Raw genomic sequence first — 21,262 nt, 5'->3', positions numbered from 1 at the left:
GAGGCGCTGATCAATTCGGGAACATTCGCGGCGGTTTTGGGGCAGGACGCCGTGCCCCGAAAGGCCAATCGGTTCGAGTGTGAACGTGAACGAGCCGGTTAGCGGTTGTTTGCTCGCTTGAGGGCCGCTCGCTCATCGGTCTCCGGGCACAGGCCGGGAACGAGGCCCCGGTCGTGGGCCCAGGCGATGATCGCCTCCAGCGGCATCGGGCGGGCGATACCGTAGCCCTGAGCCGCGTTGCATCCGTAGTCGCGCAGCCGCGCCAGGGTGGCCGCGTCCTCGGCCCCCTCGGCGACCACCTTGAGGCCCAGATCCCGGGCCAGGCTGATGCTGGCGCGGGTAATCTGCTCGTCGACCGGGTGCTCCAGCATTTGCCGTACAAAGGCCTGATCGATCTTGAGAGTCGTCACCGGCATACGTTTGAGGTAGGCCAGCGACGAATAACCGGTGCCGAAGTCGTCGATGGCGAGTTCCAGTCCGGCCTCGGTCAGGCGACGCAGGGCCCGGATCACCTCGTCCGGGTCCGCCATCAGGGCGGTCTCGGTGAACTCGAGTTCCAGGGCGCAGGGTGGAAGCCCCGAGACGCGAACCTTCTCCAGCAGGCGATCGGCAAATCCGGGGTCGAGGAAATTGCGCGCCGAGATGTTCACGCTGACCGGCATGTCCAGGCCTTCGGCGCGCAGGCGGGCGATGTCGGCCAGTGCGAGATCAAGGACCCGGTCGGTGAGGCTGTGGATCAGTCCGGTGCGCTCGGCCGATGGGATGAACTGGTCGGGAGCGATGCGGCCGCGAACTGGGTGTTCCCAGCGTAGCAGGGCCTCCAGGCCCATCACCTGATCGCTCGCGAGATTGACCTTCGGCTGGTAGTGCAGGCTTAGCTGGCCGTCGTCCAGTGCGCTTTGCAACTCGCCCAGGAGTTCCACGGTGTACAGGCTGTGCTCGTTGCTGCGGCGGTTGTAACTGCGGTAGCGGCGCCCCGAGTGACTGGCCTCGTGCATCGCCATCCAGGCCTTGGTCAGCAGCCGGGTGGGTTCATCCTGCTCGTGAAAGGGGAAGGAGGAGACGCCCGCGTGGGCCCCGAGATAGACCGGGATCTCGAAGACCTCGAAAGGGGTTTGCAGGCATTCGATCGCGGCGCGTGTGACGGCGAGGGTCTCTTTGCGGCTGCGGTGCGGCAGGATCAGGGCAAAGTGATCGTCGTGGATGTGGAACACGGTCGCCCCGGCGGGCTCGGCCACTGCCTGCAGGCGCTCGGCAATGGATCGCAGCAGCGGACGCTCGGCGGCGAAGCCCAGGGCGCCAATGCTGTCCGGATAGTTGTCCATCTGCAGGCTGATGACGAACACGCGGGTGGCGGCGGCTTGCGGGGCGTCGGCCTGGTGCATCAGTTGCCGGGCGTATTGTTCCAGCGACTCGCGATTCGGCAGGCCGGTAACCGGATTGTTGTAGGCCTGTTCCAGAAGCCGTTCCGAGTGGCGGCGCAGGGTGTCGAACAGCCAGCCGGAGAATCCCCCGAGGACGATGTAGATGCCGGTGCGCGTGAGCCAGTTCAATGCGGGTTGAGCCGCCCCGGTGGCGGTATCCAGGGGCATGAACGGACCCAGGAGCAGCCCCGCCAGCAGCCCGAAGGCCAGCCCGCCCCACAGCCCGAACAGGGCGGCCCCCAGCAGCACCGGGATGAGGATGAAGTTGAGGTAGGCAGTGGAGGTGCCGCCGGTCTCGTATACGATCAGCGCGACCAGCGCCATCAGGAGCGGGACGGCAGCGGCCCCGGCGAGTCGCCAGCCTCCGGGGATCCCCTGTGAGCGGGCATGCGACCAGGCGGAAAACGGAGGCGGCGCCATTTCGGTTCCTTCGGCTTGCGCCATTGGGTTGCCGCCTCGTTTATAGACGTTACGGTCGGGTTTTGTGTATGCGGTCCGGAATCGCCGCGTCGCGAGAAGTGGTCGCTGTTGCCGGTCGCGGGGGCTTGGTAGCATTCCTCGACCAGGGTTTCCCTGATTGTCTGGAACCTTCTACTTGGCGGAGCGGCATGGCCGATCGGCGTTTGCAGGTCTTTCTTACGGTGGCACGGTTGCTGTCCTTCACCCGCGCCGCCGAGGTGCTGCATATGACGCAGCCCGCGGTCACCTTTCAGGTGCGCCAGTTGGAGGAACAGCTGGATACCCGACTGTTCGACCGCAACCACAATCGAGTCACCCTGACCGATGCCGGACGGCTGGTACAACGATATGCCGAACGCATCTTTGACACCTATGGCGAGATGGAGGCCGCGCTGCGCGAACTGAAGGGCGCGGACGGCGGGGCGCTGGTGATCGGCGCCAGTACCACGGTGGCGGAATACATGCTGCCGGCGCTGCTGGGCGCATTCCGCCGCGAGCATCCGGATATCGGCATTCGCCTGCGGGTGGGCAATACCGAGAATGTCGTGGTGATGGTCGAGGAGGGCAGTGTCGATCTCGGCATCGTCGAGGCCCCGGTGACCCACCGCAGCCTGCAGGTCCAGCCCTGTCTGGTGGACCAGCTGCGGCTGATCGTGCCGCCGGAACACGAGCTGGCCCGGCGCGACACGGTGACCGTCGCCGACTTCATCGAACGCCCATTCATATGCCGCGAGGAGGGTTCCGGGACCCGCGAGGTCATCATGGAGTACCTTGGGCGCGCCGGATACGACCGCAGTAGTCTGCGCGGCTGCATGGAACTGGGCAGCCCGGAGGCGATCAAGGGCGCGGTGGTGGCCGGCATGGGGGTCTCGGTGCTGTCCGAGGCAGTGGTGGCCAAGGAACTGGCCCTTGGCGAACTGGTGGCGTTGCCGCTGTCGCCGCCGCTGGAACGGCCGATCTCGCTGGTGCATGCGCGGCAGAAGTTCCGCGTACCCACGCTGGAGGTGCTGATGCAGTTCCTGCGCGGGTACTGCACCGGTCAGCGTCCGCTCGCCCCCGCATCAGAACTCAAACAGGATTGACGTGACATGAAGAACTACTGCGTGGTGCAGCATACCTATTCCGAGTTTCTCGGCCTGATCGAGTCGCAGTTGGAGAAGCGCGACATCGGCTTCTCCTACTACCGACCGTTCGTGGGTCAGGACCTGCCGGGCTCCGCGGCCCAGTTCGACGGGCTGTGGCTGCTGGGTGGCGCCTGGCCGACGGCGGATCACGAGGAGAATCCGCAGGTCCCGGACGAGCTGTCGCTGATCGATATCTTCCGCCGCTCGAAGCGTCCGGTGGTGGGCGTCGGTATGGGCGGGCTGCTGGTGGCCGAGCAGGCCGGTGGCACGGCGCACGAGGACCCGATGTACCGCGCCCGCTTCGTGACCGCGCACAAGACCGCGGCCGGGGAAGGCGACGCACTGGCCGAGGCCCTGGATGGCCGGCGGGTGCTGCAGCTGGTCAACGGCCGCGTCGACCTGCCGGAGGACGTGCAGCCGATCCTGGTGGACGACGACGGCGACTGGCTGGCGATCCGGCCGGACGAGCTGACCTATGGCATGCTGTTCCGACCCGAGGTGAAGCCCGGGATGCTCGAGGACATCATCATGGAGGCGCGCCACAATCCGCCGCCGAACATGGGCGAGCTCCTGGGCGAGGCGCGCATGGAATGGGGCGAGATGCAGAAGGTGACCGAAGACGTGCTGGTGGCCCTGGTGAAGACGCTGGGCCTTATGCAGGAACGCCGCAAGATGCCGGTGTTCAGCCTGAAGATCGAGGACGAGGGATGATCCCACCCCTGGGCATGGGCAACGAGGGGGGCCTGTCCGGGGGCGATCTCGGGTCGGTGCTCGGCGGTGCGCGCAAGAAGGGCCGGGAGGACCCGGCCAAGGCGCTCGCCGAGATCGCCGCGCGGCTGTCGACCGAGGATCAGGCCAGCCTGCTGAAATTCGCCCGTTTTCTGGAGCAGGAGTCGCCGGCCCCCGCGCCGGAACCGGTCCCCGAGCCGGAGCCGATCCCGCGTCCGGAGAGCGAGTCCGTCATCAAGGCGATGCGCCGGCTTTCCGCGACCTATCCCATGCTGGATCGCTCCAAGCTGCTGAACGAGACCTCGGCCCTGATGGGCCAGCACGTGATGCAGGGGCGCCCGGCGGTGGAGGTGATCGACGAGCTGGAGGTGGTCTTTCGGACTCATTACGAGAAGGCCGTCGTCCAGGATCCGACCCGACAGACGTATGCCGACCATGACGAGGCGCCGGGAGGGGCCTCGCAATGATCGATATCCTGCGCCAGTGGTACCAGCGTCATTTCACCGACCCGCAGGTGGTGATCCTGGCGTTTCTGCTGCTCGCGGGATTCCTGATCATCGTCTTTGCCGGGCGTATCCTGGCGCCGCTGCTGGCCTCGCTAATCATCGCCTACCTGCTGGAGGGGGCGGTGCGCAAGCTGGTCTTTTTGCACATCCCGCGCATCCTCGCGGTCACCCTTGTGCTGTTGGCCTTCCTGGCGCTGACGGTGGCGGCGCTGTTCAGCGTGGTGCCGCTGATGTCGGCCCAGGTGACCCAGCTGGTGCGCGAGCTGCCGGGGATGATCTCCGAGGGCCAGAACCTGCTGTTGCAGTTGCCCGAGCGTTACCCGCAACTGATCAGTGACGATCAGGTGTTCGAGCTGATGGGGGCCATTCGCGCCGAGGCGACCCTGCTGGGGCAACGCGTGGTGTCGTTCTCGCTGTCCTCGGCACGGCACCTGGTGGACGTGGTGATCTACCTGATCGTGGTCCCGCTGATGGTGTTCTTCATGTTGAAGGACCGCGATCTGATCCTGAACTGGATCCGCGGCTTCATGCCCCAGGACACCCACCTGGCCAGCGAGGTCTGGACCGAGGTGAATCTGAAGATCGCCAGCTACGTGCGCGGCAAATTCATCGAGATCGTGATCGTCTGGGCGGTCACCTTCCTGACCTTCAACTGGTTCGGGCTGGAATACGCCGTGCTGTTGTCGTTCATGGTGGGCATCTCGGTGATCATTCCATACATCGGCGCGGCCGTGGTGACCATCCCGGTGGCGGCGGTCGCATACTTCCAGTTCGGCCTGAGCTCCGAGTTCGCCTGGGTACTGATTGCCTACGGGGTGATCCAGTTCATCGACGGCAACGTGCTGGTGCCGCTGCTGTTTTCGGAGGTCGTCAACCTGCACCCGGTGGCGATCATCGCCGCGGTGTTTGTGTTCGGCGGCATCTGGGGGCTTTGGGGGGTATTCTTTGCCATCCCGCTGGCGACGCTGGTGCATGCGGTGATCAAGTCCTGGCCGCGCGCCCAGCGGCCGCCGCCGGAGTCCTCTGGAGAGCCAGCGGCCGCCGCGGCCGAAGCCGCCACCAAGTAGCCCGACATCCCTGATCGCCGGCCCGCCCGTGTGCGGGTTCGGCGGTCTGCCCGTGACATCAAGAACAAGAAGAACGCATGACCGGAACCGAGATCCTGATGAACGTGACGCCCCAGGAGAGCCGAGTGGCCCTGGTGGAGAATGGCGTCCTGACCGAACTGCACCTGGAGCGCGCCCGCCGCCGCGGGATCGTGGGGAACATCTACAAGGGCCGGGTGGTGCGGGTACTGCCGGGCATGGATGCGGCCTTCGTCGATATCGGGCTGGAGCGCACGGCCTTTCTGCATGCCTCCGACGTGGCCCCGGTGGAGCGCGAGGAACTCAATGGCAACGGCCCGTCTGCCAGCGACGCCCCTGCGGCGCCCGTGGCCGGCGGCAATGGCACCGGCACGCCGGCCCCGGTGGTGCGCGAGGGTATCCGCGAGCTGCTGCGCGAGGGGCAGGAGGTCCTGGTACAGGCAGTCAAGGACCCGCTGGGCTCCAAGGGCGCGCGGCTTACCACCTATATCACCCTGCCGTCGCGCAATCTGGTGCTGATGCCGAACCAGTCCAATGTCGGTGTGAGTACGCGCATCGAGGACGAGGGCGTGCGCGCACGGCTGCGTGCATCCATCGAGCAGTTGCGTGACGAGCTGGCGCCGCAGCACGGCTTTATCGTGCGCACGGCCGCAGAGCTGGCCGACCACGAGGCCATGTATAACGACACGGCGTTCCTGAAGAAGGTCTGGGATACCCTGCAGGAGCAGGCGGTCGGGGCCCCGCCGGGGACCGAGGTCTACGCCGATCTGCCGCTGGTGGAGCGCATCCTGCGCGACATGGTGGGGGGCGATATCGAGCGTATCCGCATCGATTCGCGCGAGACCTATCAGAAGGTCTGCGGCTTCGTCGAGCGCTACCTGCCGGAGCTGATCGGCCGGATCGAACACTATCCGGGCGAGCGCCCGATCTTCGACCTGTTCAACGTCGAGGAGGAGATCCACCGTGCCCTGGAGCGCAAGGTGGAACTGAAATCCGGTGGCTACCTGATCTTCGACCAGACCGAGGCGATGACCACGGTGGACATCAACACCGGCGGTTTCGTCGGCCATCGCAAGCTCGAAGAGACCATCTTCAAGACCAATCTGGAGGCCGCGCAGGCGATCGGTCGCCAGCTGCGCCTGCGCAATCTCGGCGGGATCATCATTATCGATTTCATCGACATGCAGGACGACGAGCACAAGCGCCAGGTGATCCGCGCGCTGGAAAAGGCCCTGGAACGCGATCATGTGAAGACCCAGACCTGCGACGTGTCGCCGCTGGGCCTGGTGGAGATGACCCGCAAGCGCACCCGTGAGAGCCTGGAGCACCAGATGTGCGAGCCCTGCCAGGTGTGCAGCGGGCGTGGCTATCTGAAGTCGGCCGAGACGGTGTGCTACGAGCTGTTCCGCGAGATCCTGCGCGAGGTGCGTCAGTACGATGCGCGCGAGCTGCGCGTGCTGGCCTCGCAGAACGTGATCGACCTGTTGCTGGACGAGGAATCCGCCAGCCTGGCCGAGCTGCAGAGCTTTGTCGGCATCCCGATCCGCTTCCAGGTGGAAACGCTGTACACCCAGGAACAGTTCGACGTGGTCTTCGTCTGATCTACAAGTAGATTAAGTAGACAGGCACCCGGTCCCCGTCTCCATCAGGGAGGAAGAGGCGCGAAGATGAATCGCCAGTGCGGACCCAGCACGGATACGGGTCCCGGTCGGCCGGGCGGGTCGGATTGCGGCTTCCCGGTGGAGAAATGAGACGCCTGTCACAAATCCTGAGGGTGGCGCTGGGCGCCTTCCTGGCGCTGGCCATCGTGATCGTGCTGCTGCGCCTGGTGCTTCCGCACTGGGATGGTCTGCACGCCTGGGTCGAGACCACCGCCAGCGAGCAACTCGAGCGCGAGGTCACCGCCGCAGGTATCGAGTTCGGCTGGACCGGCTGGTCGCCGGCGCTGGTGGCGCGCGATGTCCGCGTGGCGATGCCGGATGGTGAGCCGGTTGCCATCGACCACCTCGGGGTCGCGCTGAGCGTCGGGGCCAGTCTGCGCAGTCGCCATCCATCCTTCACAGTGCATGTTCGGGGCGTCGAGCTGCGCCTGGTACGCCACGCCGACGGACGCTTTTCCCTGCACGGCCGCGAGCTTGGCATGGGCGAGGGGCGCTTGTTCACGTTCCCCGTGGAGCAGTGGCCGGATGTCGAGGCCGAGGCCATCCGGTTGGTCTGGGACGATCGCAGCGCCGGCCTGGAGTCCGATGCGCGACTGGACCGGGCCGCCCTGCGCACCGCGCATGACGGGTCGCTGCGGATGCACCTCGAAGGGGTGCTGGAAGGCGAGGCCGCGGGCGGGCACTTCGAATTGGGGCTGAAGGCCCCCGCAGCGGATTTGCGGGATGCGCGCTTCTTCCTGCGGGCCGATGCGGTCGACCTGACCGCCTGGCAGCCGTGGCTGGCCTACCTTGGCTGGCCCGCGCCCGAGGGCACGGCCGCGCTGCGTCTGTGGGGCGGGCTCGACGACGGGCGCATGGCCTGGCTGCGCGGGGAGCACGAAACCACCCTCAATCTGGCCGGGGAACCGGTCGGCCCGGCCATCGGACATCGTTTCGACTGGCGGGTGCAGGAGGATCGCCACCGCTCGTCCTGGCGCGGGACCCAGCCCGGTTCCGGCGATCTGCGACTCGCCTATCGCCTGGAGGGCAAGCCGGAGGGGCTGGTGGTGGACGCGGTGGAAATGGCCGCGCGCGATCTCGAAGTGGAACCCTACGCGCCGCTGCTCACGCTGCTTGAAGATGCGGCGCCCGAGTTGGCGGAGCGGATTGCGGACCTGCATCCGCGCGGCACCCTGGACTTCGCCCGGCTGGAGGCCCGCCGCGAGGATGGCCGTCTGCAGCCTGTCTGGGCGGAGGCCGACGTGCACGACCTTGGCTGGCGCGCGGGGGATCACGGGCTGGGGGTGCAAGGTGCCTCGGGCTATATGCAATGGCGCCGTGGCGGTGTGGAACTGCTGCTGGACAGCCGCGACCTGCAGATCGACCTGCCGCGTGTGCTGGCCGATCCGGTGCCGCTGGATACGGTGCGTGGACGGCTGCGTGCCGAGCGCGATGACGCCGGACACTGGCGCCTGGCGGGCGAGGGCCTGAATGCCTCCAATGCCCATGCCGCGGTTCGCGGCCGCCTGCGGGTGCTGCTGGATGGTCACGCGGCCGGACCCCGGGTCGATATAGCGATGGACATTCTGCGTGCCGACGGTGATCACACCGCGCGCTACCTGCCGCTTTACCACCTGCCGGACAACACCTACCAGTGGCTGGTGGACAGCATCGTTACGGGCACGTCCTCCGGCGGCGGCATGGCCTATCGCGGGCGCGGGAAAGACTTCCCGTTCGCCGGCGACGAGGGTGTGTTTGATCTCTGGGCGGATGTCGAGGCGGGCATCCTCGACTATCAGGAGGGCTGGCCACGAGCGGAGGCCCTCAGTGGCCGGCTCCTGTTCCACAACGCGAGCTTCCGCGCCGAGGGTGCGCGCGGGCGCATTCTGGACACCGAGGTGCGCGACACCCGGATCGGGATCGAGGACATGGAGAATGCGGTCCTCGAACTGGAAGGCACGGCAGAGGGCGATGCGGCGGATCTTCTGGCCTACCTGCGCCAGGCCGAGCTGCTGGAGGAGGCGGCCGAACTCCGTGACCAGGCGCGGCTGGACGGGCCGACCCGGCTGGGTCTGTCGCTGAACCTCCCGCTGCAGGCGGGCCGAATGGCCGAGACCCGCGTCTCCGGTGAGCTGGACCTGCGGGGTATCCGCGCCGAGGTCTCGGGCTGGCCGACCATGCTCGAGGCCGTGGAGGGACGGGTCGAGTTCGATACCGGGGATCGCGTGACGGCCGACGGGGTCACCGCGCGGGTTCACGGCGAGACGGTGACGCTGGGGGCGGACTGGCCGCTGGATGGCGAGACGGCGCGGTTGACGGCGCGCGGTCCGCAACCCCTGGCCCCGTGGCTGGAGGATTTCCCGGAGCTTGCGCCCTATCTCGACGGGGCGGCGCACTGGGATGCCCAGCTGCGCTTGGGGCCGGCGGTGGACGGGGTTCGTCTGGAGTTGCGCTCGGACCTGGTCGGGGTTGCGATCGACTGGCCGGAGCCGATCGGCAAGTCCGCGGCGGCGGCCCGCGAGCTGGAGCTGGCGCTGCCGCTCGGGCATGACGGCGCCGGCATCGGCCACCTGACGCTGGGTCAGGTGTTGCGGGCGCACCTGCGCCTGTCGCCGGCGGCCGCGCCCGAGGACCCGGCCGTACGGGGTGCCGAGCCGCGTACGGCGGCGCGCGGGATCGGTTTGCAGGCGATGGCGCTGGAGATCGGCGCGCCGTGGGTGGGTGCCCTGGCCTTGCCGGGGGAGGGGGTCTCGGTGCGGGCGCGTCTGCCGGAGTTGGCGGTCGACCCTTGGCTCAAGGCCCTGAGCGAGGCCCCCTGGGGCGGCGATGTGGATCTGGGCGCGGCCAGCCAGAATGCCGGGGAAACCGCGGGAGCGGTCGCGTTGACCCGCCTGGAACTGGATATCCGCGACCGGATCCGCTGGGGCGAGCAGGACCTTCCCGGTGTGCGCTTTCTCGGTCGACGCGGGGATGCGGGCTGGGATCTGGAGGCCACTTCCGACTGGCTGGCGGGCGAGGCACGCTGGCGCCCGATGGGTGCGGGCGGGCACGACCGCTGGGAGGCGCATGTGCGCCACCTGGTCCTGGAGGATCTTGAGTGGGACGGCGAGCCGGACCCCGATCCCGGGGTGAAGCCCGTCGCAGTCGGGGGCTTCGAGGACCCGCGCGTGTGGCCGGCCGTGGACTTGACCCTCGACAGCCTGGCGCTGGGGGATTACCGTTTCGCGGACATCGAGCTGGGGCTGGAGCCGCAGCCGAACGGTCTGGTCGTCCGGGACCTGGAGCTGCGGACCCCGGAAGGTGACCTGCACGCAGACGCCGTCGGGGTCTGGCGGGTGACCACCGGCGGTCTGCCGGAGACGCGCCTGGACGTGAGCCTCTCCGGCGGTGACTGGGGCCGGGCGCTCGAGTCGGCGGGGTTGTCGCGTGCGATGGTCGGGGGGAGCGGTGACGGTTCGCTGTCGCTGACCTGGCCGGGCCCTTTGTATGCCCCGCGCCTCGCGCAGCTGGCGGGCTCCATGGAACTCTCCCTGGAGGACGGACGTCTGGCGGATGTCGAGCCGGGCGCCGGCCGCCTGCTCGGCCTGGTGAGCCTGGACGTGTTGCCGCGGCGGTTGCGGCTGGATTTCCGCGACGTGTTCACCGAAGGCCTGACCTTCAGCGAACTGATCGCGGAGGCGACACTGCGCGATGGTGATCTCTACGTGCCGGCGCTGCGCATGGAGGGCCCCTCGGCGCGTGTACGCCTGAGTGGTCGCACCGGGCTGGTGGCGCGCGACTACGATCACGAGATCGTGGTCGTGCCCAGCCTGCGTACCGCGCTGCCGATTGTCGGGGCGCTGGTGGGCGGGCCGGTGACCGGGGTCGTGGTGCTGCTTGCGGAACGCGTGCTGGGGATTGGGGATCAGATAGAAGAGGCGGCTCGTGTCGAATACTCGGTGACGGGCCCCTGGGACGACCCACAGGTACGCGTGCTGGTACAACCGGCCGCGGGAGCCGATGGGGCTGACAACGACTAACGCCGGCAAGATCGGCGTTGCGGGTGCCATAACCGGCCCCGGTAACCAGATGATCGGAGCGACATGACTCAGGTAGCGGCCATCCAGATGGCCTCCGGACCCCAGCCCCAGGCGAACCTTCTGGAGGCAAAGCGACTGCTGCAGGAGGCCGCCGACAAGGGTGCCCGCCTGGCGGTTTTGCCGGAGAACTTTGCCTTCATGGGCATGCAGGACACCGACATCCTCGGGATCGCGGAGGTGGCCGATGGTGCCGGCCCGCTGCAGGCGTTCCTTGCGGAGCAGGCCCGGCGCCTGGGGTTGTGGATTGTTGGCGGGACCATCCCGCTGCAGACCCCGGGCTCCGAGCGGGTGCGTTCGGCCTGTCTGGTGTTTGACGACCGCGGGCAGCAGGTGGCGCGCTACGACAAGATTCACCTGTTCGATGTGTGCCTGCCGGACAGTACCGAGGCCTACACCGAGTCGAAGGTCTTCGAGCGGGGTGAGCAGGTGGTGGTCGTCGATACGCCGGTCGGCCGCATGGGCCTGGCGATCTGCTACGACCTGCGCTTCCCCGAGCTGTTCCGGGCCCTGCTGGACCAGAATGCGGAATGGGTCGCCCTGCCGGCGGCCTTCACCGCCCAGACCGGACAGGCGCACTGGGACGTGTTGCTGCGGGCGCGCGCAATCGAGAACCAGTACTACATGCTGTCGGCGGCCCAGGGCGGCTTCCACGTGAACGGCCGCGAAACCTACGGCCACAGCGCCCTGGTGGACCCCTGGGGTCGGGTGGTCGGTCAGTTGCAGCGCAACCCCGGGGTGCTGCTGGCGAATCTGGACCCGACCCAGGCCGCGCGCATCCGGAGCAGCTTCCCGGCAGTGGACCACCGCCGCCTGCCGTGCCCCGGGGCCATCTGACCAGGAAGCGTACCCCCTGGATACCGCGTTTTCCGGGCCGGGGTGGCGATATACCCGCAACGGCCGCGCGCTTGAAAGCGAACGGCGTGCCCCAAGCTCCATACTGAAGGCCGACAGCTGCTCCCCCATGACGGACACGGAACAGCGGATTTACGGAACCCGAGAGGACTTCATGATCGACCGCCTTGCGCAACAGACCCTGCTCGACCCCGCCGGTCTCGGCGAAAGCGAGCTGAGCTCCCTTCTGGGCACCACCTTCGGTCACGGTATCGATGGCGGTGACTGCTACTTCCAGTTCTCCAGCCAGGAGGGCTGGTCGCTGGAGGACGGCATCGTGAAATCCGCCAGCTTCAACATCGAACGCGGCGTCGGCATCCGCGTGGTGCGTGGCGAGCAGACCGGGTTCGCCTACTCCGACGACATCGCGATGCCGGCCATGCTGGAGGCCGCGAAGACCGCGCGCAGCATTGCCAGTGCCGGGCAGAGCGGGCGCATTGCGGTGGCCTCGCGCGCGTCCTCGCGGCCGGCGCTGTACGCCCCCGACAATCCGCTCGATTCGCTGGGCGAGCAGGCCAAGATTGACCTCCTGAAGGAGGTGGATGCCGTCGCCCGCGCCGAGGATTCCCGCGTAACCCAGGTGATGTGTTCGCTGGCCGGGGTGCACGAGGTGGTGCTGGTACTGAATGCCCGCGGCGAGATGACCACCGACGTGCGCCCGCTGGTGCGCCTGAACGTCCAGGTGATCGTCGAGCAGGGCGGGCGCCGCGAATCCGGCACCTCCGGAGGCGGCGGTCGTCACGGCTACCAGTACTTCCGCGAGGATGGCCGCGCCGCCGGCTATGCCCGCGAGGCGGTGCGACAGGCCCTGGTGAATCTCGATGCGCGCGACGCGCCGGCCGGCAGCATGAAGGTGGTGCTCGGGCCCGGTTGGCCGGGCATCCTGTTGCACGAGGCGATCGGCCATGGGTTAGAGGGCGACTTCAACCGCAAGGGGACCTCGGCCTTCTCCGGGCGCATCGGCGAGCAGGTGGCGGCCAAGGGCATCACCATCGTCGACGACGGCACCCTGGAGGGCCGCCGCGGCTCGTTGAACGTGGACGACGAAGGCAATCCGACTCAGCAGACCGTGCTGATCGAGGATGGCGTGCTGCGCGGCTACATGCAGGACGAGATGAATGCCCGCCTGATGGGTACTCAGTCCACCGGCAATGGCCGCCGCGAGTCCTACGCCCGGCTGCCGATGCCGCGCATGACCAATACCTACATGCTGGGCGGCGACGCCGATCCGGAAGAGATCCTGGCCTCGGTGGACGACGGCCTGTATGCGGTCAACTTCGGTGGTGGGCAGGTGGATATCACCTCCGGCAAGTTCGTGTTCTCCGCCTCGGAGGCCTACCGGGTGGAGAAGGGCAAGGTGACGTACCCGGTCAAGGGTGCGACCCTGATTGGCAATGGCCCGGATGTCCTGACCCGGGTGTCGATGATCGGGAACGACATGAAGCTCGATTCCGGTGTCGGCACCTGCGGCAAGGAGGGCCAGGGCGTGCCGGTCGGCGTGGGACAGCCCACGCTGCGTATTGACGGCATGACCGTGGGCGGTACCCAGGCAGCCTGAGGGCTGCGGGGCCCGATGCAACCAAGGAGGCACAGATGAATCTCGATTTTCTCGAACAGGAACGTTCCCTGCCGGAAGGGCATGGCCACGACAAGATCGTCCAGTGGCATGTCTTTCGCGCGCGCGACAAGGCCGAGCAGTTCGCCCACCACGTGGAGCTGAGCGAAGGCCAGGACCTGGTGGGTGGCTGGACGCGTGACAGCGTCGGCATGCTCTACTGGGTCGGTGTGCACGTCGACGACCTGGAGCGCTGGGGTAACGCCGGCGCGGTCCACAAGCACGGCGCCCGGGTCGACTAGTCATCCCTTCCCCGGGCCATCCGGCCCGGGGTGTCCTTGTATCGCCCCCAGATCAGTCATCGAGTAGCGGAACCCTGCATGAGTACATCTCCCGAACGCGCCATCCCGGAACCCGTGTCCCAGGAAGACGGGGTCCAGGCCCTGTCCCATTCGCCGGACTCCCTGCAGACGAGGGTTCAGCGCACGCTGGAGGCCGCGCGCGAGCGCGGTGCCTCGGACGTCCAGGCCGTGGTCAGCCACAGCGTCGGGCTGGAGTTGGGGGTGCGCAAGGGCGAGATCGAAACCCTGGAACACGAGCGTGACCAGAGTCTTTCGCTGATTGTCTATTTCGGCCAGTCCAAGGGGGCCGCCTCTACCACCGATTTCAGTGACCAGGCCCTGATCGACACCGTCGAGGCGGCCTGCCGCATCGCCCGCTACACCGAGCCGGACCCGTACGCCGGGATGCCCGATCCCGCGTTCAAGGCGAGCGAGTGGGACGACCTTGACCTGGATCACCCCTGGGGCTGCAGCGCCGCCGAGGCGACCGAGCTGGCCCGTACCATCGAGGCCGCCGGCTTCGCGGCGGATGAACGGATCGAGAACTCCGAGGGTGCCAGCGTCAGCACGCGGCGGGCCATTGCGTTTCTCGGCGACAGCCAGGGGTTCATGGGCGGCTATCGCAGCACTCGGCACTCCCTGTCCTGCGCGCTGGTGGCGCGCGACGCAGCAGGCATGCAGCGCGACTACGCCTATACCGTCGCACGCCACGCGGAGGACCTGACCGCCGCCGAGCAGGTCGGGCGCGAGGCCGCCGAGCGCACCGTGCGCCGGCTGGGCGGGCGCAAGCTGTCGACCCGCAACTGCCCGGTGCTGTTTGCCCCGGAGATGGCGCGCACCCTGATTGGCAGTTTCACCCGTGCGATCGCCGGTCCGTCCCAGTACCGCGAGAGCTCGTTCCTGCTGAACGCCATCGGCGAGAACGTGTTCCCCGCGTGGATGCAGATCGAGGAACGCCCGCAGACGCCGCGCGCGCTGGGTAGCGCCCCGTTCGACGGGGAGGGCGTGCGCACCCGCAACCGCCCGCTGATCGCCGACGGCGTGCTGCAGAGCTATACCCTCGACAGCTACGCCGCGCGGCGTCTGGGCCTCGAGGCCACTGGCAACGCCGGGGGTGCGCGCAACGTGACCGTGGCCCCTGGCGACAAGGACTTCGCCGCCCTGCTGGCCGAGATGGGGACCGGTTTCCTGGTCACCGAGCTGATCGGCCAGGGTGTGAATCCGGTGACCGGCGACTATTCCCGCGGGGCCGCCGGCTTCTGGGTGGAAAACGGCGAGCTGCAGTATCCGGTGGAGGAGATCACCATCGCCGGCAACCTGAAGGACATGTTCCAGCGGATGGCGGCTGTGGGCACCGATGTCGACCGCCGCGGCAACATCCACACCGGCTCCATCCTGATCGAATCCATGACGGTGGCCGGCGACTGATCCTGGGTGGTGAGGCCAGCCTCGGGACCATTTCCGGCTGGCCGTGCCGGGCAGGGTGGGGGTCCTGGGTGGGTTTCGCAAACGGGGCTTGCCCTGCGGACCCAGGCAACCGCCGGGGGTGCGGCGGGGATCCCCTGGCCTGGCACCGGGCCCTGTATATCGGCGCTTTTTTTGTGATTAACTAGGCATCCTTACGCGTCTGGGCGCCTTGTTGAAGCTTCTTTCGCTATTTCATCCACGTGCCCATGCAAGCGGCCGGTATTCGTTCGCCGCCCTGGTGCTCATGCTGGGCGTGCTGCTGTCGCTGCTGGCGGCGGTGCAGGTCAAGCAGTTGCTGGATGGCGAGGCGGTCGATCGGTTTGCCTTCGCCGCCGATCAGGTCACGATCCGCATCGAGGAACGCCTGGATGCCTATGCCCTGGTTCTGCGCGGGGCGGCCGGGCTGTTCGATGCCTCCGACGCCGTCACGCGGACGGAATGGCGCGATTACGTGCGCAAGTTGCGCGTCTCCGACACCCTTGAAAGGGTGCTGGGGATCGGCTTTACACGCCTCCTGCGGCCCGACGAGCTCGAGTCCCATATCGCAGAGATTCGCGCCGAAGGGTATCCGGATTACACCGTGCATCCCCCGGGCCCGCGCGATATCTACACCTCCATCGTGTTTCTCGAACCGTTTGATGCCCGTAATCAGCGGGCCTTCGGCTATGACATGTTCTCCGAGTCGGTGCGCCGCGAGGCGATGATTCAGGCCCGCGACACCGGTCGCGCCGCGTTGTCCGGTCGGGTGCAGTTGTTGCAGGAGACCGGGGACGATGTGCAGGCCGGAACCCTGATGTATGTACCGGTCTATCGCGTGGAGATGCCGACCAGCACGCGGGCGCAGCGTGCGGAGGCCCTGAAAGGCTGGACCTACAGTCCCTACCGCATGACGGATCTGATGACCGGCATCCTCGGCGACTGGGAGTTGATGGAAGGCGAGGCCGTGGGGTTGCGCATCTATGACGGCCCCGAGGTGGATTCGGAGGGCTTGCTATTCAGCAACAGCGAGATCGACTCCGGGGCGCCCAGCCGGTTTGCCCAGTCCCGGGAGGTCAATTTCAACGGGCGCATCTGGTCCCTGCAGTTCGATCATCAGAGTCCGCAGGAAGCGGTGGCCTATACCACCGCCTGGGCGACGCTGGGCGCGGGGCTTTTGCTGAGCGGCCTGCTGTTCGGATTGATCCTGTCCATCTCCGGCACCCGCGTGCGGGCGGAGCAGATTGCTGCCCGCCTGACCGAAGAACTCAGGGAGCAGGGAGAGCAGCTGCGCCAGAGCGAATACCGCTGGCGCTTTGCCATCGCGGGCTCCGGCGGTGGCCTCTGGGACTGGGACATCGCACAGGACACGATGTACTTCTCCCCCCGCTGGGCGGAGATCATGGGGGTGGACGAGTCCGCCCTCGGGACCTCCCTGGACGAGTGGGAAAGACGCGTCCATCCGGATGATCGTGTGGCTGCGACGTCTGCATTGCGGGACTATCTCGAGGGTCGCCGGGCGCGCTACGTGAACGAGTACCGGATGCAGCACGAGGATGGCCGCTGGATCTGGATTCAGGACCGTGGAATCGTCGTCAGCCGTGCCGAGGATGGGCGTCCGTTGCGCATGATCGGTACCGATACCGACATCACCGAGCGCAAGAATGACGAACTGGCGCTGCGAGCCGCGCACGCGGAATCCCAGCGTTTCCGCGCCGCACTGGATTACGTGTCCTCCTACATTTACATGAAGGACACAGAGGGCCGCTACACCTTTGCCAACCACGCCGGCCTGGAGCTGTTCGGTGTGACCCCGGAGGATCTTCCCGGCAGTGACGACAACCGGTTCTTTCCCCCGGAAACCGTGCGCCGGTTGCACAAGATCGACCGCCGGGTGCTCTCCGGTGAGCAGACGACCGAGGAGGTCGAAGTCGTCGATCCTGCCGGTCAACGCCGGGTTTACCTGGAGATCAAGGCCCCGATTCGGGACGAGATCGATCCGGAACGGATCGTCGGGCTGCTGGGCATCTCGACCGATATCACCACCCTCAAGGATCACGAGCGACAGCTGGAACGGATCGCGCATTACGATCCGTTGACCGGCCTGCCCAATCGCGTACTCCTGGCGGATCGTCTGCATCAGGCCATGGCACATTCGCAACGCCATGGCGAGCGCCTGGCGGTGGTCTACCTGGACCTGGACGGATTCAAGGCCATCAACGACACCCATGGGCACGCCGCCGGGGACCGCATGCTGGTGGAGCTTGCGGCGCGCATGAAGGGCGTGATGCGCGCCGAGGACACGCTTTCACGCCTGGGGGGTGACGAGTTCGTCGCGGTCCTGGTGGATGTGGACAGTGTCTACGCCTGCGAGCCCTTGCTGAAACGTCTGCTCGGGGCAGCCTCGGAGCCGGTACGCATCGACGACGACCGGCTTCAGGTGTCCGCCAGTCTGGGGGTGACCTTCTACCCCGAGGCCGGTCAGGACCTGGAGGCCGACCAGTTGTTGCGCCAGGCCGATCAGGCAATGTATCAGGCCAAGCTGGCCGGCAAGGGGCGTTTTCACGTGTTCGATGCCGAGCGCGACCGGACGGCCCGCAGCCATCACGAGACCATCGAGGACATCCGTCGCGCCCTGGGGGACGAGGAGTTCGTGCTGCACTATCAGCCCAAGGTGAACATGCGCACGGGCGAGGTGATCGGGGTCGAGGCCCTGATCCGCTGGCAGCACCCCGAGCATGGCCTGTTGCCGCCTGCCCGCTTCCTGCCCGAAATCGAGAATCATCCCCTGTCCGTCGAGCTGGGGGAGTGGGTCATCGAGCGGGCCCTGAAACAGATGGAAGAGTGGGGGGCCGAGGACGGCCCGGCCCTGGAGGTCAGTGTCAACGTGGCGGCCTTCCAGCTGCGCCAGAGTGACTTTGTCGAACGCCTGCAGCTGCTCCTGGAGGCGCATCCGGAAATCGCGCCCCGGCGTCTCGAGCTGGAGGTCCTGGAGACCAGTGCACTGGGCGACATGGTCGAGGTGACCCGGCGTCTCGAGGGCTGCCGTGCATTGGGTGTCGCCGTGTCGCTGGACGATTTCGGTACCGGCTACGCCTCGCTGACCTACCTCAAGCGTCTGCCTGCGGGGACCGTCAAGGTCGATCAGAGCTTCGTACGCGATATCCTGGAGGACCCGGAGGATCTGGCCATCCTGAACGGGGTGATGAGTCTGGCCGAGGCCTTCGGACGCCGGGTCATCGCCGAGGGTGTCGAGACCCTTGAGCATGGCGACATGCTGCTGTACCTCGGCTGTGACCTGGCCCAGGGCTACGGTATTGCTCGTCCCATGCCGGCGGATCGGATCCCGGGCTGGGTGAGCGACTGGCGGCCAGCGACGCACTGGGCAGGGCTCTCCCGCATTGGTCGCGAGGACATGCCGCTGATGTATGCCTCTGTTGCCCATCGCGCCTGGGTCATGCGGGTGGAGGCCTACCTTCGCGGCCAGAGCCCGCAACCACCGCCGCTCGCCGAGGACCGGGAGGGATTGGTACACAGCCTGGAGCATTCAGGGCTGCTTTCCCCGGCGGACCTCGCGACCCTGCTCCAGCGGCATCAGGAGATCCACGAACTGGTCGGGGAGCTGGTGCGACTCCGCGAACGGGGTCAAGGGGAACGCGCGCTTGTTCGGTTGGACGAGCTGCATGCGCAGCGTGATGGTTTGCTGGATACGCTCTCGGGGCACCTGGGTTCGGCGCGTACATTGTAGCCCCGGGTGCTGGGTGCTGGCGGCGGGCTGGCCGGCAGAAAAGGTCGACCACGGAGCGGCTCGCCCGGCGGCCAATGGCGGGCTTACAGTGAGGGAGCAAGAGCGTGGCAGGCAGGAGGGGGATGGATCATTCAGGCGCATCCAGGGGGGCGGAGCGAGGGTCGCGCGGCGCTTGCTGGAATGGTGAGCCGCAAGCGTCGGGCTGCGCGGAGCGTAGCCCTGTGGGAGTGCAGCGGTGAACTTCTTCGCGCAGCAGGAGCAGACGCAGCGCAGGACCCGCTGGTTGCTGGCGCTGTTTGCCCTGGCCGTGCTGGTGATTGTCGGGGCTCTGGGCTTGATCGTCTGGGCCATGGGGGGCGGCACCGCGGCCATGGCCTGGGCCATGGGGATCACCGCGGGGCTGATCGTTCTTGCGAGCCTCTACCGCGCCTGGCGGCTGCGTGATGGCGGTGGCCGCCTGATCGCGCTGGAAATGGGGGGCGTCCGGGTTGAAGGCCATCCCGCGGACCCGCAGCAGCGGCAGCTGCGCAACGTGGTCGAGGAGATGGCCATTGCGTCCGGGGTGCCGGTGCCCGAGATCTACGTGCTGGAGCAGGATCTGGGCATCAACGCCTTCGCCGCCGGCTTTGCGTCGAACGATGCGGTGATCGCCGTGACCCGCGGTGCGCTGGACAGCCTGGAGCGCGCCGAGTTGAAGGGTGTGGTCGCGCACGAGTTCGGGCATATCCTCAATGGGGACATGCGCCTAAACATGCGCCTGATCGGAATTCTCTACGGGATCGAGATTCTGGCGCTGCTGGGGCAGGGCGGGCTGGCGCGGCGCCGGCGTCGACACAAGGGCGATATGGCCGATACCGGGGTGGGTGTGCTCAGCGTCACCCTGATCGTGGTGGGCTATGCCGGGCTGGCGCTGGCGCGCTGGATCCGGGCCGGCATCTCGCGCCAGCGCGAATACCTCGCGGATGCCCATGCCGTGCAGTTCACCCGCGAGCCGGACGGCCTGGCCGGTGCGCTGAAGAAGGTCGCGGCCCGCTATGCCGGGTTGAACGGCAATACCGAGGAGATCACTCACATGCTGTTCGCTAGCGACGCGATCGGCCAGATCTTCGAGACCCATCCACCCCTGCTGGATCGTATCCGCACCTTGCAGCCGCATTTCGAGCCCCGGGATCTTCAGCGCCTGCGCGACCAGCTCAATGCCCGGGTGCGGCAGCGGGCGCACGAGCGCGCCGTGGACGGCATGCAGCGCGAACGCGAGGGGCGCCTGCCGGGCGCCGAGGCCGTGGGGGATGCCCTCGGCGGCCACCCGGCACTGACCCATATTCTCGGTGCCGGCATGTTGCTTGCTGCGATTCCGGGGCCGCTGGCGTGGGCCGCGCGCTCGGATGCGCGGGCGATCGAGGTGGTCTTGTATCTCCTGTTGCATGCGGACCCGGATGTGCGCGAGCGGCAGCTGATGATGATTGCCGAGGCGTTGGGGGAGGCGCGCGGAGAGGCCGTTCGTCGTCTGCAGACAGCGGAACCTGCGCTGCGCGAGGACCTGCGCCTGCCGCTTCTGGAGCTGGGCTTCCCGATGCTGCGGCGGCTTTCAGCCGAGGAGCGCGCGCGCCTGCAGGGGCTGGTGGAGCGGCTGATTCATGCCGATGGCCGGGTGGCGGTATTCGAGTATGCCCTTGGGCGCATGCTGAGCCGCCAGCTGCGGGATGTGCAGGATCCTGCCGCGGCGGCCCGCCCCAGGACTGCCACGCTGGACGCCCACAAGGAGAGCGCGCATTACCTGCTGGCGGTGCTGGCCCACCATGGCCATCCGGACGCCCCGGCGGCGGCGCGGGCCGCGCTGACCGCCGGGATTGGCAGCCTGGACGGGGCGCTGCCGCTGGCGGTGGAGATCCCCGAGGCCCTGACCGGGGTGGCCGGTGCGCGCGCATGGGCGAATGTGCTGGATCGCGTGCTGGAACAGCTGGATACCCTGCGCATGCGCGACAAGGACTCGCTGATACGGGCGATGGTGACCACCGTCAGCCATGGCGGTCAGGTGGTGCCGGCCGAGGTCGAGCTGCTGCGAGTGATGGCGGCGTCGCTGCACGTCCCGCTGCCGCTGGCAACGGAGGGGGTGTTTGATGGTTTGGCGTAGCGGGCGGCCTGCGCATGAGGGTGCGGCCGGTGTCCCTCGAGGCGCGTTGGTCCTGGCCGAAAATGCCTTGAAACCGCTTCCACGTGGGAAATAAGCACCTGAAT

13 protein-coding genes are annotated in these 21,262 nt (G+C 67.5%); 12 read left to right on the top strand and 1 reads right to left on the bottom strand.

From position 1 onward, the window contains the following. Nucleotides 1–98: 98 nt before the first annotated feature. Nucleotides 99–1,844: a putative bifunctional diguanylate cyclase/phosphodiesterase gene (locus TVD_RS10255; protein WP_047251552.1), complete on the bottom strand. Its 1,746-nt coding sequence runs from the start codon at nucleotides 1,842–1,844 to the stop codon at nucleotides 99–101. Between the two features lie 188 nt (nucleotides 1,845–2,032). Between TVD_RS10255 and TVD_RS10250 the strand changes: the two genes are divergently transcribed. The 12 genes from TVD_RS10250 (at nucleotide 2,033) to TVD_RS10195 (ending at nucleotide 21,158) form a co-directional block, all read left to right on the top strand. Beyond that, nucleotides 2,033–2,965: a LysR family transcriptional regulator gene (locus tag TVD_RS10250; protein WP_018143935.1), complete on the top strand. Its 933-nt coding sequence runs from the start codon at nucleotides 2,033–2,035 to the stop codon at nucleotides 2,963–2,965. A 6-nt stretch (nucleotides 2,966–2,971) separates the two neighbouring features. Then, nucleotides 2,972–3,718 carry a type 1 glutamine amidotransferase gene (locus TVD_RS10245; protein ID WP_018143934.1) on the top strand — a complete coding sequence of 249 codons (747 nt, stop codon included), beginning with the start codon at nucleotides 2,972–2,974 and terminating at the stop codon, nucleotides 3,716–3,718. Next, on the top strand, nucleotides 3,715–4,203 hold the full coding sequence (locus TVD_RS10240; protein ID WP_047251551.1) for a hypothetical protein: 489 nt from the start codon (nucleotides 3,715–3,717) through the stop codon (nucleotides 4,201–4,203). The genes TVD_RS10245 and TVD_RS10240 overlap by 4 nt, the downstream gene beginning before the upstream one ends. Further along, a complete protein-coding gene (locus TVD_RS10235; RefSeq protein WP_018951100.1) occupies nucleotides 4,200–5,309 on the top strand; it encodes an AI-2E family transporter in 1,110 nt (369 codons plus the stop codon). Before TVD_RS10240 ends, TVD_RS10235 begins: the two co-directional genes overlap by 4 nt. A 77-nt stretch (nucleotides 5,310–5,386) precedes the next feature. Continuing rightward, nucleotides 5,387–6,928, top strand: a complete 1,542-nt coding sequence (locus TVD_RS10230; protein WP_018143931.1) for an Rne/Rng family ribonuclease — start codon at nucleotides 5,387–5,389, stop codon at nucleotides 6,926–6,928. A gap of 146 nt (nucleotides 6,929–7,074) precedes the next feature. Beyond that, a complete protein-coding gene (locus TVD_RS10225; protein ID WP_047251550.1) occupies nucleotides 7,075–10,986 on the top strand; it encodes a YhdP family protein in 3,912 nt (1,303 codons plus the stop codon). Nucleotides 10,987–11,049: 63 nt separating this feature from the next. Then, nucleotides 11,050–11,880: a carbon-nitrogen hydrolase family protein gene (locus tag TVD_RS10220; protein WP_018951097.1), complete on the top strand. Its 831-nt coding sequence runs from the start codon at nucleotides 11,050–11,052 to the stop codon at nucleotides 11,878–11,880. Between the two features lie 172 nt (nucleotides 11,881–12,052). Next, complete coding sequence (gene tldD / locus TVD_RS10215; protein ID WP_047251965.1) at nucleotides 12,053–13,495, top strand: metalloprotease TldD; 1,443 nt, start codon at nucleotides 12,053–12,055, stop codon at nucleotides 13,493–13,495. Nucleotides 13,496–13,530: 35 nt separating this feature from the next. Beyond that, entirely contained in the window at nucleotides 13,531–13,794 is a 264-nt protein-coding gene (locus TVD_RS10210) for a hypothetical protein (protein ID WP_018143927.1), read from the top strand. A 78-nt stretch (nucleotides 13,795–13,872) separates the two neighbouring features. Beyond that, on the top strand, nucleotides 13,873–15,261 hold the full coding sequence (gene pmbA, locus TVD_RS10205) for a metalloprotease PmbA (RefSeq protein WP_047251549.1): 1,389 nt from the start codon (nucleotides 13,873–13,875) through the stop codon (nucleotides 15,259–15,261). Nucleotides 15,262–15,544: 283 nt separating this feature from the next. After that, nucleotides 15,545–19,024, top strand: a complete 3,480-nt coding sequence (locus TVD_RS10200) for a bifunctional diguanylate cyclase/phosphodiesterase (protein WP_082119119.1) — start codon at nucleotides 15,545–15,547, stop codon at nucleotides 19,022–19,024. A gap of 235 nt (nucleotides 19,025–19,259) precedes the next feature. Next, entirely contained in the window at nucleotides 19,260–21,158 is a 1,899-nt protein-coding gene (locus TVD_RS10195) for a M48 family metalloprotease (RefSeq protein WP_047251547.1), read from the top strand. Nucleotides 21,159–21,262 lie beyond the last annotated feature (104 nt).

It is taken from the genome of Thioalkalivibrio versutus, from assembly GCF_001020955.1.
Taxonomy (GTDB): Bacteria; Pseudomonadota; Gammaproteobacteria; order Ectothiorhodospirales; family Ectothiorhodospiraceae; genus Thioalkalivibrio; species Thioalkalivibrio versutus.
Note: the sequence above shows the minus strand (reverse complement) of the source record. Positions and strands in the feature narration are given on the sequence as shown.

Coding starts and splice junctions, on each gene's coding strand:
- TVD_RS10255 (WP_047251552.1), bottom strand. CDS start 1,844: ATGGCGCCGCCTCCGTTTTCCGCCTGGTCGCATGCCCGCTCACAGGGG.
- TVD_RS10250 (WP_018143935.1), top strand. CDS start 2,033: ATGGCCGATCGGCGTTTGCAGGTCTTTCTTACGGTGGCACGGTTGCTG.
- TVD_RS10245 (WP_018143934.1), top strand. CDS start 2,972: ATGAAGAACTACTGCGTGGTGCAGCATACCTATTCCGAGTTTCTCGGC.
- TVD_RS10240 (WP_047251551.1), top strand. CDS start 3,715: ATGATCCCACCCCTGGGCATGGGCAACGAGGGGGGCCTGTCCGGGGGC.
- TVD_RS10235 (WP_018951100.1), top strand. CDS start 4,200: ATGATCGATATCCTGCGCCAGTGGTACCAGCGTCATTTCACCGACCCG.
- TVD_RS10230 (WP_018143931.1), top strand. CDS start 5,387: ATGACCGGAACCGAGATCCTGATGAACGTGACGCCCCAGGAGAGCCGA.
- TVD_RS10225 (WP_047251550.1), top strand. CDS start 7,075: ATGAGACGCCTGTCACAAATCCTGAGGGTGGCGCTGGGCGCCTTCCTG.
- TVD_RS10220 (WP_018951097.1), top strand. CDS start 11,050: ATGACTCAGGTAGCGGCCATCCAGATGGCCTCCGGACCCCAGCCCCAG.
- tldD (WP_047251965.1), top strand. CDS start 12,053: ATGATCGACCGCCTTGCGCAACAGACCCTGCTCGACCCCGCCGGTCTC.
- TVD_RS10210 (WP_018143927.1), top strand. CDS start 13,531: ATGAATCTCGATTTTCTCGAACAGGAACGTTCCCTGCCGGAAGGGCAT.
- pmbA (WP_047251549.1), top strand. CDS start 13,873: ATGAGTACATCTCCCGAACGCGCCATCCCGGAACCCGTGTCCCAGGAA.
- TVD_RS10200 (WP_082119119.1), top strand. CDS start 15,545: ATGCTGGGCGTGCTGCTGTCGCTGCTGGCGGCGGTGCAGGTCAAGCAG.